12 protein-coding genes are annotated in these 13,512 nt (G+C 59.3%); 2 read left to right on the top strand and 10 right to left on the bottom strand.

Annotation, left to right across the window (positions count from 1 at the left end; all coding sequences use genetic code 11):
* Positions 1-2: 2 nt before the first annotated feature.
* On the bottom strand, positions 3-1,673 hold the full coding sequence (locus tag J7399_RS08695) for a sulfatase-like hydrolase/transferase (RefSeq protein ID WP_209085342.1): 1,671 nt from the start codon (positions 1,671-1,673) through the stop codon (positions 3-5).
* 201 nt (positions 1,674-1,874) lie between these two features.
* Between J7399_RS08695 and J7399_RS08700 the strand changes: the two genes are divergently transcribed.
* Both J7399_RS08700 and J7399_RS08705 read left to right on the top strand, forming a co-directional pair.
* Positions 1,875-3,593 (top strand): cyclic peptide export ABC transporter, encoded by a 1,719-nt coding sequence (locus J7399_RS08700; RefSeq protein ID WP_209085344.1) that lies wholly within the window; start codon positions 1,875-1,877, stop codon positions 3,591-3,593.
* Complete coding sequence (locus tag J7399_RS08705) at positions 3,590-4,378, top strand: hypothetical protein (RefSeq protein WP_209085346.1); 789 nt, start codon at positions 3,590-3,592, stop codon at positions 4,376-4,378. The genes J7399_RS08700 and J7399_RS08705 overlap by 4 nt, the downstream gene beginning before the upstream one ends.
* On the opposite strand, the gene J7399_RS08710 is transcribed toward J7399_RS08705, so the two are convergent.
* The 9 genes from J7399_RS08710 to J7399_RS08750 form a co-directional block, all read right to left on the bottom strand.
* Complete coding sequence (locus tag J7399_RS08710) at positions 4,348-4,965, bottom strand: CDP-alcohol phosphatidyltransferase family protein (RefSeq protein WP_209085349.1); 618 nt, start codon at positions 4,963-4,965, stop codon at positions 4,348-4,350. The genes J7399_RS08705 and J7399_RS08710 overlap by 31 nt on opposite strands.
* A gap of 10 nt (positions 4,966-4,975) precedes the next feature.
* Positions 4,976-6,496 carry an FGGY family carbohydrate kinase gene (locus J7399_RS08715; RefSeq protein WP_209085352.1) on the bottom strand — a complete coding sequence of 507 codons (1,521 nt, stop codon included), beginning with the start codon at positions 6,494-6,496 and terminating at the stop codon, positions 4,976-4,978.
* A 122-nt stretch (positions 6,497-6,618) separates the two neighbouring features.
* Complete coding sequence (locus J7399_RS08720; protein ID WP_209085355.1) at positions 6,619-7,743, bottom strand: glycosyltransferase family 4 protein; 1,125 nt, start codon at positions 7,741-7,743, stop codon at positions 6,619-6,621.
* Positions 7,740-8,888, bottom strand: a complete 1,149-nt coding sequence (locus tag J7399_RS08725; RefSeq protein WP_209085357.1) for an LptF/LptG family permease — start codon at positions 8,886-8,888, stop codon at positions 7,740-7,742. The genes J7399_RS08720 and J7399_RS08725 overlap by 4 nt, the downstream gene beginning before the upstream one ends.
* On the bottom strand, positions 8,885-10,021 hold the full coding sequence (locus J7399_RS08730) for an LptF/LptG family permease (protein ID WP_209085359.1): 1,137 nt from the start codon (positions 10,019-10,021) through the stop codon (positions 8,885-8,887). Before J7399_RS08730 ends, J7399_RS08725 begins: the two co-directional genes overlap by 4 nt.
* A gap of 40 nt (positions 10,022-10,061) precedes the next feature.
* On the bottom strand, positions 10,062-10,940 hold the full coding sequence (locus J7399_RS08735; RefSeq protein ID WP_209085361.1) for a phosphatidate cytidylyltransferase: 879 nt from the start codon (positions 10,938-10,940) through the stop codon (positions 10,062-10,064).
* Positions 10,937-11,734: an SDR family oxidoreductase gene (locus J7399_RS08740; RefSeq protein WP_209085363.1), complete on the bottom strand. Its 798-nt coding sequence runs from the start codon at positions 11,732-11,734 to the stop codon at positions 10,937-10,939. Before J7399_RS08740 ends, J7399_RS08735 begins: the two co-directional genes overlap by 4 nt.
* The gene (locus J7399_RS08745; protein WP_209085365.1) at positions 11,734-12,843 is read right to left on the bottom strand and encodes an inositol-3-phosphate synthase; all 1,110 of its coding nucleotides are present in this window, start codon (positions 12,841-12,843) and stop codon (positions 11,734-11,736) included. Before J7399_RS08745 ends, J7399_RS08740 begins: the two co-directional genes overlap by 1 nt.
* On the bottom strand, positions 12,840-13,508 hold the full coding sequence (locus tag J7399_RS08750; RefSeq protein ID WP_209085368.1) for a DUF4833 domain-containing protein: 669 nt from the start codon (positions 13,506-13,508) through the stop codon (positions 12,840-12,842). Before J7399_RS08750 ends, J7399_RS08745 begins: the two co-directional genes overlap by 4 nt.
* Positions 13,509-13,512 lie beyond the last annotated feature (4 nt).

Genomic DNA, 13,512 nt, shown 5'->3' on the forward strand with positions numbered 1-13,512 from the left:
CTTTAGCCCTTCAAGTATTCCTCATAGGGTTTGGCCTTCAGACCGCGATATTTCACTGTCAGCTCAAGCGGCGCGTCGTTTTCATCATAGATCCCGATCACAACACCTTTGCCTCCAGATTTGGTGCGCATCTCGTTGAGCTGTTCTGCTGAGCGTGTTGTGCGTTGGGATTGGCGGCGGGTCCAAGAGAAGAGGTGGTCATACATCATCGCGATGACCTCGGCATGCTCCGCGCTTTGTCCGAGATCGGTGAGCTCATTGGGATCATTGACCAGATCAAACAGCAGCGGAGGGTAACCACCCTCGCAATGGACGAGTTTCCACTCATTTGTGGCGACCATGAACAGCACCGCGTCCCGAACCGACGCGTTAAGCCGCGTGGCGATGGGGCTGGCGGAGTAGTCGTATTCGCAAATTACAAATGCGCGGTCTGTTGTCTCCTTTTGCCCATGGATAATGGGCTGCAGGCTTTCGCCTTCCAGAATGTGATAGGCGGGTTGCTCGCCTGTGACGTCGACAAATGTGGGGGCAAGGTCAATGGACTCCACCAATGCATCACATACGGTGCCGCGCGTGACATCTGCCTCCGGGCTGGGATCGTAGATGATCAGAGGCACCTTGGTGGCAGCGTCCTGAAAGAAAGTCTTTTCTCCCATCCAGTGATCGCCCAGGAAATCGCCGTGGTCGGAGGTCAGCACAATCATTGTATCCTCCATCCGGCCGGTTTCCTCCAGCCACGCAAAGAGGCGTCCCATCTGGTCATCGGCCTGTTTGATCAAGCCCATATAGGCAGGGATGACGGCGTCGCGGACATCTTGGCGCGAGAAGGTTTCTCCAATTTTGGTGTCCATGAAAGCTTTTAGAACGGGGTGGGCGTTTTGCCGCTCGCTGTCGGATCGGACAACAGGCAAGACGTGTTCAGGGCCAAACATGGAGGCGTAGGGCTCCGGGACAATATAGGGCCAATGGGGCTTGATGTAGCTGAGATGGCAGCACCAGGGGCCGTCAGCTTGGGCGATGAAGTCCATGCCGCGGGTGGTCAGATAAGGCGTTTCGCTGTCCTCTTCGGCGATATTCGCCGCCTCAGAAGAGTTCTTTAGGAACCAGCCAGAGAGGACGTTGCCCTCGTCATCCAGACCGGAGTTTGCGAAGTCATGCCAAGGGTTGTCGCTCTCGTATCCTTTGTCTTGCAGATAGGTGTTGTAGGCCTTGGCGCCGTCCGGGTCATAGCTGCCTTCGGGACCTTCGGGCTTCATTCCGTCATCGCGTTCAAAGACATCAAAGCCGCATTCGGCAACACGGGCGCCAATCAGGCTGTCAGGTTCCAAGCCCAATCGCGCCATGCCTTCGGCGTCTGCGCGCATGTGGGTTTTGCCCACCAACCAGCAATCCATGCCCGCCTTGCGCAGATGATCTCCCATGGTCATTTCGCCAACTTTCAGTGGAATTCCGTTCCAACTTGCACCGTGGCTGTGGACGTAGCGCCCTGTGTATGTGGACATGCGGGAGCTGCCGCAGATTGGAGACTGGATATAGGCGCGTGTGAAGCGGACTCCTTGGGAAGCCAGCCGGTCTATGTGCGGGGTTTGCAGGTGTGGATGGCCGTAGCAGCTGAGGTAATCCCAACGGAGCTGGTCAAACATGATGAATAGGATGTTTTTGGCTTTTGCCATTGTTCCGCTCCCCCAAAGTCTTTGCGCTATCTTGAGGGGCAGGGCAGCTGGGTCAACCAAAGAAGCGGGCAAGGCCTGTTCTTCGGCGTCGCCTAAAATGCCACGTTGTCTGTAGGCAGTATCGGGATGGTATTGCGTCGGTGCCGTTTTCCGGGTGAAAAGCGGGCGAGGGGACCGGATTGACCGGCGTAAGTGAACTGTGTGAGCATCAAAGCCAAGACCAATACCGCGTCTCAGACGGCGGAACCTGATGGAGCCTTTGCCCGTCGCCTTGAGGTCGTGAGCTTTCTATTGGATGCGGGTGCTGGCATGCGCGATCCCATTGTCTTTCTCACGCTGATATCCGGATTGAGCCGCGCTGGGATGATCTTTGCGATCAATGAAACCGCGCAGCGCTATAGCGAAGGACCTGGATGGTCGGTCGCGATGCTACTGATCTGTGCCGCGGCGATGGTGGTATCGGGCTATTTTCAGAAGGTCCGCGCCTTTACCCTCATCACCCGGATTGAAGCGCAGATGCGCAATCGGCTTTCCGCGCTTTTGCTGCGTGCCAACATCGATTTTCTGATCTCGCGCCGCCATGGCAAAGTCTATGGTGCGATGACGGCAGAGGTGAACCAGCTTGCGCAGGCGGTGATCCATCTGGTGGAGGCCATTGGGGCAGCATTGGTTTTGCTGTTTGCCATCCCGTATCTGTTTTATGTGAGCTGGATTGCTGGCGTCGCGGCCGTGGCGGCGATTGGTTTGGGGGGCATCGGCTTTGCCCTGATGGATGGCCCTGCAAGGCGCTGGGCGATCAAGGCCTCAGAGTCCTTTGCGGCGTATTGCGACCGTGTGACGGATATGCTGAGCGGCTGGAAGGAACTGCGCTTGCGTGGCAGCCGCCGCGATGCGCTGGAGGGTGAAACCAAAGCCGTGATCGCAGCGCAGGTGGCTCACAAGATGCGCTCAGAGCGCTTGTTTGCTGCGAGCACCGGTGGTGGGCAACTGGCTGTCGCGCTGCTCATGTGTTTTGTGGTGATCATTTTGCCGATGCTCTCTGGCGGCGATGCGATCGTGATGTTTCAGGTGCTGACCATCATCTTCTTGGTCAATGGCCCGACCGAACTCGTTTTCAACACTCTGCCGATTTTGAGCCGCGCGGAGGCGAGCTACTACAAGATCAAAGGGGTCGAGGCCGAATTGGCTGAGGCGCAGAGCCAGGCGCTGCATGCGGTGTCCAAACCATTGGACCGGTTTGACAGTATTGCGCTGCGCGGTGTGGAGGCCAATGTCGGTGAAATCGGGCGAGCGGATGTGACGCCGTTTCACCTTGGGCCGATTGATCTGACGTTTCACCCCGGGGAGACGGTGTTCATCTGCGGGGGCAATGGCTCGGGCAAAACCACTTTGCTGTCTTTGATCACGGGCATGCGCCATCCGGAAACAGGAGACATCCTGCTCAATGGTGCGCCACTGACGGATGACACGACCGCAATGTATCGCGAGCTGTTTTCTGCGGTCTTTGCGCAGTTCCATCTGTTTGAACATGCCTATGGCATGCCGGAAACGGAGTTGGCTGCCTTGGAAAGCCGGATTGCGCAGCTTGGGCTGGCAGAGCGGGTTCAGTTGTTAGGGGATAAGTTCTCCAACACTTCGCTCTCTGCAGGGCAGAGCCGCCGCCTCGCACTGGCAGTGGCCCTTGCAGAGCAAAGGCCGATCATTGTGCTGGATGAGTTTGCTGCGGATCAGGATCCGGCCAATCGCGCGTTTTTCTATGATGTGCTGATGCCGGAGCTGTCGGCATCCGGTCGGTTGGTGCTGGCGGTGACACATGATGATCATCAATTTGGCAAATGTGATCGCTTGATCAAAATGGAGGCGGGGCGCATCGTGTCGGACGAGCGCATGCGCACACGTAAAGAGGCTTTGGGCAGATGACCAATACGCAATGGACTCCGTCACGCGGCACAGGATTGGCGATGTTGATCTCGCTGATCTGCACCGGGTTTGTCACGCTGGTGGTGAATGCACAGATTTACCCGGCGCGTTGGCAATACGCTCTGTTCTACCCTGAAAAGACCGCCGAGCGCCCCTATACCATCAGCGAATCCATAGGAGATCCGCGCATTGGCGAGCCGTTCGCGGATTGGATGCTATTGTGTGCGCCGATCTTGTTTGTCGGTGTGGTGCTGCTGTGTCTGCCTGCTCTGCGCGAGCTGCGGGTAGGCGCGTCTGATGCCAAGATGGTGCGGCGCATCACGCTGCTGACCTGGGCGCTGTTGGTTTTGCAGGCGATGGCCTGTGTGGGGCTGGTGGTTCTGAGCCAGTATCGCTTTCCGCATTTTCGCGATGAGCACATGTTGGGCAGCTATCTGTTCTTCTTCAGCCAAGCCCTGGTGGTGGTTTGTGGCGAGTTTCTGTCGCGCAGCTATGCGCATCTGGGTGCAGAAGGCCGCGTTTTGGCCCCGCGCTACGCCGCTTGGCGGCGCGCCTATGTTTGGGTGCCGATCGCGCTGGGCGTAAGCTACCTGGTTTTCTTCCTGGGCAAGGGGTACGCCCCAGCGGGGCTGCGCTACGAGGTGTACTATGTCTACACAGGGCTTGAGCTTTTGCTGCTTTCCTCGTTCTTGCTCTACCTCATGACCTTTGCGCCTGACATGTGGCGGACGTGGCGTGTGAGTCGGATTGGTGCCTATGTTTCGGCGGAATCCTCGGCGTCCTGAGCGCGTAGCATTTGCGTGGCGCGACGGGCGCGCTGCAGGGCGGTGAAATGCGACAGTAGCGCAAAGCCACCCAACCCCCAGAGCACCACCCAGTTGCCAAGCGCGCCTGCGATCAGGAGCATGGCGCAGAGGTAGATCACGCGCTCCATCCGCTCAAAGAAATCAGGCCAGTCCGTGTTGGAGACAGGAATTTCAATGGCTGTGCGCGCCTTTGCGTAAGAGGTGATCACCGAGCCTGAGAAACAAGCCAAAGCGAGTGGCCAAGCGTCGTGCATGTGGGCCAAAGTGGCCAGCACAACAAGCTCTTGGTAGCGGTCCACCATGGCGTCAAAATAGCCCCCCGCTTTGGTGGACATGCCGCGTCGGCGGGCAACCGCGCCATCCAATGCGTCAAAGACAAACGCCAGAATGAGAGTGAGGCCGTAGGCCACGGGTGAGCCGTGCCAGAGGTAAGCCAGTGAGACCGCAATCACGAGCAGCAGGCCAATGAATGTCACCTGATTTGGCGTCAGCTTGGCTTTCACCAAAGGCGTGGCCATTGCCTCCCATAGCGGGTCGATTGTCGATTTCATTAGCCCGTCGATCATGGTGTGTCCTTTAGGTGTAGCTGCGAATGAGGCGGCGGCGGATTTTGTCCAGTTTCTCAGCCCGCGCGGCCAGGGCGTCTGCGCGATCCGGGTTTGGTGAGTAAAACGCTGAGCTGCGCAATTTGAGTGTGGCTGCGGCATCGGTCACCGTAGGTGCCCAGCTCATAAATGGCGCCGCCAGAGTGGCCGTGCCCAGCATGCCGGCGTGGCGTGCGCTGCACACACGGATGTCGCGGTTTAGCGCGTCGGCGAGTGTCTGGGCGAAAATCGGGTTGGCGGCCACACCGCCCACAATGGACAGCGCCCCGGAAGTTTGAACACCTTTTTCGCGCTGCACCTTGGACATGGCCCACCGCAGGTTCAGCGCAACACCCTCGATCGCGGCGCGGCGCATTGCGGCGCCGTCGTGGTGCAGGCTGAGCCCGTGGAAGGTGCCGCGCAGGCTGTCATTGTCGACCGGCACGCGCTCGCCGGCGAGCCAAGGCAGGAAGAAAGGATCATCCGCTTGTGGCGCTCCGAGGTCATCAAAGCCGGTATCAACCGCGCCGCCGCCGGTGACGCCGCAGACCCAATCAAGCGCGGAGCCTGCGTTTTCTTGACTGGCGATCAGCAGAGGGCGGAAGTCGAGGCCGGTTGACACTGTGGCGTAGGAATGCGGCACGCTCAGGCGGCGGTTGGGGAAGAAGCCTGCGATCCAGGCCGAGGTAGCGATGGAGATATGCAGAGCGCCATCGGCAACTTCGCCAGATCCAAGAGCTGAGGCCATCACATCGGATGTGCCGCCAAGCACCTGTACCTCCGGTGGCAAGCCGAGCTCTGCCGCAGCCTGCGCGGTGAGCGGCCCCACAACGGCATCTGCTTGGGTGATCGGGGCGAGCTTGCTGCGGTCGATGCCCGTGAGCGCGCAAAGCGTATCGGACCAGCCTTCACGGCCCTGTCTGGTGTCCATCACCCAGCTCAGGTTGGCGCTTTCGGGGCTGGTGGTGAACTCGCCTGTGGCACGATGGATGAGCCAGTCTTTTACGTCCAGCATCCAACGGGTGCGGGCGTAGATCTCTGGCTCCTGTTGCATGACCCAGAGCATTTTTGCGGTGGGGTCCATGCCGTTTTTGGCCGGAGCGCCATTGGCGATGCGCAGCCATTTGGCCAGTCGCGGGATGTTGTAGCCGAGCACCTCGGGGAAGCCACCGATGAGTTTTTGACCCAAAGGGGCTGCGCGTTTGTCGAGCCATGTGAGGCATGGGCGCAGCGGGGTGCCATTCTCATCACAACAAATCAGGCCGAGAAGCTGGGAGGAGAAGATAAGCGCTGACGCCCGTTTGGAGAGATCGGGCACGTCGCGACGAAGCGCGGCGAGCGCATGCGCCAGAGCGCCCCACCAATCTTCAGGCGTTTGCTCGGCCATACCACCTGAGGCCAACGACAGCGGATAGGTTTCGGTGACCCGTGCGAGCACGGTGAGGGAGCTGTCCACCACACCGACTTTTACGCCGGAGGTGCCAAAATCTGCCGCAATAACCAGATCGCCCATAGTCTCTCTCATATGCCTCAAAGTCTTTTAACCTGTGTTGTCCCAAACGTCTTAGAAGACTTATCCGAAGGGACGGGAATGGGTCTGTCATGCTCCGGAATGCTTGGCAAGTTCAGGTTGCGTTAGCGGCGCTGTTGCAGAGCGTCTTGGAAGAGCGTAATGTAATCTTGCCCGACAGTCTCAACGTCAAAACGATGTGCGTGATCTGCTGCCCAGCTCTGAAGCGTCGTGCGATGGGGGGCGTTGGTGGCCAGTGTCTTGATCTTATCAGCGAGCGCTTGGGCATCTCCGGGTGGCACCAGAAGATCTTTGCCCTGGCCGGTCATAACTGTGCGGAAGCCTTCGTTATTCGCGGCGACAGGGAGCGCGCCAGCGGCCATGGCCTCAATCAACACAAGTCCAAAGCTCTCTCCGTGTAAGGCAGGAGCCGCGAAGATGTCTGCGCTGGCGATCAGGGCACGGGCCTCGGCGTTTTTGGGGGCAGGTTGGAACGACAAGTTGTGTAGGTGGTGCGTTTGTGCATAGGCGCGCAGCCTGTCTTCTTCATCTCCGGTGCCGGCGATGATCAACTCAGCGTTAGGCAGTTGGTTTTGCAGTTCCCGCCAGGCCTGAAGCAAGACGGAAACACCTTTGCGTGCTTCAAGGCGGCCCATGTATACCACCCGGAATGTTTCAGAGGGTTTTGTTGCCTCTGCCGCAGTGCGCCAAGAAGAGAGATCTATGGCAGGTGGCAAGATCAACGGCAGCGGATTTGCTTTGTCGGCTTTCCATTGCGCGTAAGGTGCCTCGGACGGCACAACGATGCGACTGATACGTCGGTTGAAATAACGTCCCACACGCCGCAGCGCCCAGGACATAGGATCAAAGCGCGCGCTCTCTGGCAGGGTTGCATGGAACGTGGCGATGGCGGGCAGTTTCAGTTTGCGCCACATCTGCCATGGTAGCAGCGGAGTCCAAGGGGTGTGCATATGCACGACCTCCGCGCCCCAGCCCCGCAGCTCTGCAACAGCCTGTGCGCGTTGGAGGCGCGTGGCGCGACTGACCTCAAAGGCGGTGCCATGGATTGCGCAGGGCCGGGCGGTGCCAACTGTCATCAGGCCTTCTTCCGCGTGATTTGGTTGGCCCGGTGGGGCGACAATGCGCACCTCATGGCCTTGGCTGCGCAACCAAGCGGAAAGGTCGCGCACGTGGGATTGCACTCCGCCGGGTCGATCCATCGCGTAGGGGGTGAGCTGCACAATTTTCATGACGCGACCTTAGGGGAGTTTTTGAAACGGGTTGTGGGTAAGTAACCGGCGAGCCGAAGCTGCAGTACGACAGCGAGACCAAGCGCGAAGGTGGCGGGCAGAGAGGCGGCAAGCATAGGGGGCAAGACACCGTGAATGCCGAGCGCCCAAAAGACTTTGACGGAAACCACGGAGAGATAGCCCACGGCCGCCAGTGCCAGAAGCAGGAAAGGGGACAGGCGGCGCCCGACCGTGCCCTGACCTGCCAAGCTTACGCCAAGAAAGGCGAAGATCGCGGGCAGGAAAATCGCAACTTTGCGCACCGCAAGAGCGGTTGCGGCATCAGAAGCAGCAGCGCTTTCCGGTGCTGAAGCGATGGCGCGCAGGGAGGCGTTGGGGAGATAGTAGGCATCCACCCCGAACCAGCGGACGGTTTCGGGGTTCAGTTCAAAGGGCATATCAAGGCGCGGTTCCAAGTTGGGAGCGTTGGCGTTTTTGACGTCCCAGTAAGTGACCTGCTCAAAGGTCCATATACCTTCGCGAAAGCTGGGGCGCGCGGTGTTGGCGTGAAGAACATGGCTGAGTTCAGGCTCTGACAGTCCTTCAAACAACATCACGTCGCTCAGGTGGGGGGCGTTGCCCCGGGTGAACGTGGCCTGCAGCGCGCGATCGTCCGAGACCACCCATTGTGTGCCCAACTCATTGTTGTGGTAGCGCTTGCCATAGTCGCCAAGATTGGCGGCCACCTGTTGAGACACCGCTTCTGGGCGCAGCCAGTTTTCTCCGGCCATTTGAACAAGACCCAGCAGCAGGCCGGAAATCAACAGCGCAGAAATCCGGAAACTTGGTCCAGCACCGGAGGCTGCGAGGATCACATCGTCCTGTCGTTGGTGGCGCAGCAGTGTTACGACAAAGCCGCCTGCAAGGCATGCCATGGTGAGCAGACGGGTGATGATGTCGACGCTGCGATAGCCAATATAGGGAAACAGGACCGACCAAAGTGGGGCATCAGTGGCTGTGGCCTGCGTCTGAACAGAGCCAAGCCATTTCGCGAGATCAATGGCCAAGGCCACCACAAGCAGGGTGAACATCATGAAGCCGATGGCAGCGAGATCCCCGCGCACCATGGCGCGTACCGCAAGCCCTGTGTGCCGGTGCCCAATCATCGGCGCACCTCCGGTTTCATGAGGGCTTCTCCCTGCCAAATCAGATAGGCCAGCGGTGGCCCCAGATAGAGCAGGGCGGCGGCGGCACAGATCAGAGTTGTAGGCAGGCTGGATGCGAGTCCAGAGAGGATCGCGCCGCTGGCGACATCGCTGCTCATCATGATGAGCGCGGCCAGAGGTAGGGCGGCAAAACGCAGTGGGCCGCCCCCTCCCGCCACCAGTGCCGCCAAGGCCAGCAGTCCGGCCATGGGTACCATAAGCGCGCGCGACAGCAGGCGGGTGATCTGGCCGGTTTCGCTGTCTGAAAGGCTGAGAAGCCGTTCAGCCGCGCTGCGTTCGGTGTCGGTTTCCGGCAGCGCATCGGACATGGAGAATGCAAAATCCGCGGATTTGGTGGCGAAGCTGTTGAGCGGCCTGGGTGTCAGATCTGGTGACGGGTAGAGGCCTTCAAGCACGTTGAGCTGTTGCAGCTGGATTTTATGGGTGTCGGAGACTTCGGGGTCGGTGACATGCCAGTTTTCTGAATTTGCTGCACGCCAACCTCCGTTGATATCGGGCTGAAACACAAACAGATGGCCCCGTTCTTCGGCGCGCTCAGAAGATGTGTTTGGCGGGGTGGCAATAAAGGTTGTGTCACGCAGGGTTTGCAGGGTGGTTTCGTTGCCTCCCTCCTGAATACGGGTGAGGACAAAGTCTTTTTGCAGCTCAATCAGCGCCAACCGCTCGCCAAATTTGGCGCTGGGCAGGATCAGGCCCGCGTTGGTAAAGCTGAGCGCGCCGCCGATGAGGCCGAAGATCAGCACAAAACTCACCACCCGACCCCAATGCACACCGGCGGTCGCTAGGATCATCAACTCGCCCCGGTTACGGGCATCCTGCGTGGCAAAATACGTGGCGATCAGCAGGCTCATGGCAAGCGCGAGGTCGAGGATTTCTGGAACCTTGAAGCCCAGAAGATGTGCCACATCCACAGGGCCGCCACCCAGACGTAGGGCGTGTTCCATCAATGTGGTGAAGCTTTCGGCAAGAAAGATCGCCTCGATCACGAGCAACAGAAGCAAAAGCCGCAAAAAAAGCGGTTTGCCCAGCACACGCAGCACCGGAAGGCGCAGGAAGGTTCCCAATCGGCTCATGGGCGGAGTGTCACCATGTGTCGCGCCGCTGGCAAGACGCTCACCACAATGCGGTGAGGAAGTGAACCGCCACAAGGCCAGCGCTCGCGGCAATCCAGCTGTCCAGACTGTCCAGAAGTCCGCCTTGGCGAGCAAGGACGCGGGGATAGTCCTTCACACCGGCAATGCGCTTGTGGCGTGAGGCGGTGAGGTCTCCTGCCACGGCGAGGGCGCCGACGAAAAGTGCGGTGGCGGCGGCTTTTAGCGGGGAAAAGCCCCAGATCGTCGCAGCCACAACAAGTGCGATCAGAAGCGCCATTGCACCACCGGCAAGGCCCTCGATGGTTTTGTTGGGGCTGAGGATTGGGAAGGCTTTGGTGCGCCCCAGAAGGCTGCCGATAAGGAGGGCGAAACTGTCAAAAATCTCAACCAGTACGTAGGCTGCCAACATGAGCGCTGTGAGTTCCGGGTGTGCCGCGCCATATGCCAGCAGCGCCATGGGCAGCATGGGAAATAGCAGCACGTCGACCGCGGCATTGGGCGAACTTGGACGGGTTGTCAATTGACGGGCAAACAGCAGGAACCACAGGCCGGCGCAAGCGATCGCCACCGGGTTAAACAGTGCGCTGATCACAGTGAGACCAGCGGCAGCAAGAGCCGCCAGAATCACGTGAGTTTCTTTTGCAAGACGCAACGTGGCGACCTCGTAGCCGATCCGGGCAGCGGCGAGTGTCGAACCAGCGATCAGAGCTTGCGGTCCCAGAAGGAAGAGCGCGAGCAGACAGATCAGGATGAGGGTGGCACTCAGCAGTGTGACGACAAGGTCGAGGCTTTTGCGGCGGATACTTGGGATCAATGCCAGCAAAAGCAGCATGACAAATCCCGCGCCGATGATGACCGCTGCGGCCATGGCAATGTCTTGGACAGTGGGCGTGGTCATTGGTTGCCGTGCTGGGAAATGATACGTTTTTGGTGCCAGCGCAGAAGCGGAGCAATCAGGCTGCCAAGGCGGTTGAGCGCGGCCATCTGAAAGCCCGGAGCAACTGCGGCGTGGCCCGCCTTCATCCCCGCAATGAGACGTGCGGCGATGTCTTCAGGCTGCCAGAGGCCTCCCCCTTCGGTGATCTTCTGGGTGGCCATGGGCTTGGTGCGTTTCTCTTCGGTCAGCTGAGGCGTATCGGTGTCAGGCGGATAGATCACCGTTGTGGTGATGTTGGCAGCTGCCAGTTCGAGATGCAAAATCTCCGCCAATCCGCGCAGGGCGAATTTGGATGGAGCATAGGCGCCATAGCCATAGATGCCAAAGAATGCCGCGCCGGAGGAGATTAGCCCGATGTGTCCGCCACCCGCGTCCTGCATCGGTTTGGACAGCGCTTGAACAAAAGTGAGCGTGCCAAAATAGTTCACGTCCATATGCCTGCGGTGGAGGTCTGCGCTTTGAGCGTGAAAGAGCCCCGGCTGGGCGATACCCGCGCTGGCGATGGCCATTTCGGGAGCACCCAGCTCGAGGACAGCATCGGAAAGCGCCTCTGTCAGCGCGACTTCATTGGCGACGTCGACGGCATATGTTTCCACATTGATGTTGGGCGCTGCTTGCAACAGGGCGTCGCGCGCGGCCAGCAATCGGCTGGCATCACGCGCAAATAGAGCGAGGTCGTGCCCCTTCACCGCAAGCTGCATCGCCGCGGCAAACCCGATGCCGCTGGAGCCGCCTGTAATGAAGGCGGCACGCATCAGCTGGCCTCGTTGACGAACCGCAACACGACGTCGTGCGCGTCGGTGTCTTCGATCTGCTCTGGCGGATGCTTGAACAGGAAGGCGCTGGCCTCGGTGATGGGGCCTGCAAGGCCGCGATCCCGCGCGATACGTGCCAGACGGATCGCCACCAGCGCTTCTGCCGCAGCATTCGGGCTATCTTCCACATCGAGACGCACTTCGATGTTGGTTCGCGCGCCCCCAAAGAGGCGACCTTCAAGGCGCACGTAGGCAACTTTGCGGTCGTTCAGCCATGGCACATAATCTGATGGGCCGATGCGGATGTCATTTTCGTGCAGGCGCTCTTCCATCGCGGATTGCACCGCCTCGGTCTTGCTTTCCCGCTTGTTGGCCAGACGAGCGTTCTCGCTCATGTTCAGGAAGTCGGTGTTGCCGCCTACGTTGAGCTGATAGGTGCGATCGATTTCAACACCGCGCATTTCTGCCAGATTGGCGAGCGTACGGTGCAGTACGGTTGCACCCATCTGCGCTTTGAAGTCATCGCCCAGGATCGGGATGCCTGCAGCGCGGAATTTGTCGGCCCATACCGGATGAGACGCAATGAAGACCGGGATGCCGTTCACAACAGCCACGCCTGCTGCAAGCGCGCACTCTACATAGAACTCCACCGCTTTCTGAGAGCCAACGGGCAGGAAGATGATCATGATTTCCGCTTCAAGCTCGTTCAGCTTGGCGACGATCTCTTCTTTGCTGAGCGCGTTCTCTGAGGACAGACGGAAGCTGCGATCTTCCGGGTTAGCGAGCATGTGAGCAGCCACACCATCAAGATCGGGGCCGCGCAGGACCGGGCCGGTCTGCTCCGCCAGATCGGTGTGAAACTGTTCGGTGCAGTTGGGAGCTGCAAAAGCCGCTTCGCCGAGCGTTTTGCCAACCTTGCGGCTGTCCACGTCAAAGCCAGCGACCAGTTCAACATCCGCAGGTGTATAGCCCGCCAGGTCCGGGAAGCTCACGCCAACGGCTTCATCGCCAAGAGCGCGGCAGTAGGAAACACCTTGGATCAGCGAGCTGGCACAGTTGCCAACACCAACAATCACTGTGCGGATCGGAGAAGAAGGGGATTTTGTCATTCGTTGAAAGCTCCACCGGAAACGGCAATAGTGTGGGTCACATAGAGCCCCGTTTGGGGGTCGGTTGTATAAAGACGCAGACGGGTGACTTTGGGCAAGAGCCCACTTTCGTCAACATCGAGATAGCCATAAATCAGCTGATATTCGCGGCCGTCCTGTTCTGTAAACAGGGCCGCTTTGAAAGGTGCAATCTGGCGCAGTTCCAGCTTTTGAGATTTCAGTGCATTGAAGGCCAGAGTGCGCGATGTGGCGGAAGCGTGCGATTTCAGGCGGACGCCAAAGCCAAACACGCGCTCATACCAGCGCAGCGCCATGGTCTGCCCCTCATCGGCATAGCGGCGCCAAAAGACAGACACGGGTGACTTGTCAATCAGGCTGCCCGCGTCGTCAAAGCGCGCGCTGTAGACCACGGTGTTGGCGTTCATATTGCGTTGCAAAAAGAACAGCTGGCCGGGTTCATCAGGATGCGGGAAGTCTGGATTGGCCAATGGCAAGACGTCGCTTTGCTCAGAAGAGGTGAGCGCGAGTTGCGGCTTTGCCTTGGCCGCAGTTGCCTGCAGTGTCAGGCAGAAGGCGGCAAAAAATGCCAACAACATCGCAAAGGTTGACCCGTTGCGATGCGTCAGGGAGGTGCCCTGAAAGCCCGTGTGAGCAGTCAGGTACATGGGA

Source organism: Shimia sp. R9_1 (genome assembly GCF_017743775.1).
GTDB lineage: Bacteria > Pseudomonadota > Alphaproteobacteria > Rhodobacterales > Rhodobacteraceae > Shimia.

Coding starts and splice junctions, on each gene's coding strand:
- J7399_RS08695 (WP_209085342.1), bottom strand. CDS start 1,673: ATGGCAAAAGCCAAAAACATCCTATTCATCATGTTTGACCAGCTCCGT.
- J7399_RS08705 (WP_209085346.1), top strand. CDS start 3,590: ATGACCAATACGCAATGGACTCCGTCACGCGGCACAGGATTGGCGATG.
- J7399_RS08710 (WP_209085349.1), bottom strand. CDS start 4,965: ATGATCGACGGGCTAATGAAATCGACAATCGACCCGCTATGGGAGGCA.
- J7399_RS08715 (WP_209085352.1), bottom strand. CDS start 6,496: ATGGGCGATCTGGTTATTGCGGCAGATTTTGGCACCTCCGGCGTAAAA.
- J7399_RS08720 (WP_209085355.1), bottom strand. CDS start 7,743: ATGAAAATTGTGCAGCTCACCCCCTACGCGATGGATCGACCCGGCGGA.
- J7399_RS08725 (WP_209085357.1), bottom strand. CDS start 8,888: ATGATTGGGCACCGGCACACAGGGCTTGCGGTACGCGCCATGGTGCGC.
- J7399_RS08730 (WP_209085359.1), bottom strand. CDS start 10,021: ATGAGCCGATTGGGAACCTTCCTGCGCCTTCCGGTGCTGCGTGTGCTG.
- J7399_RS08735 (WP_209085361.1), bottom strand. CDS start 10,940: ATGACCACGCCCACTGTCCAAGACATTGCCATGGCCGCAGCGGTCATC.
- J7399_RS08740 (WP_209085363.1), bottom strand. CDS start 11,734: ATGCGTGCCGCCTTCATTACAGGCGGCTCCAGCGGCATCGGGTTTGCC.
- J7399_RS08745 (WP_209085365.1), bottom strand. CDS start 12,843: ATGACAAAATCCCCTTCTTCTCCGATCCGCACAGTGATTGTTGGTGTT.
- J7399_RS08750 (WP_209085368.1), bottom strand. CDS start 13,508: ATGTACCTGACTGCTCACACGGGCTTTCAGGGCACCTCCCTGACGCAT.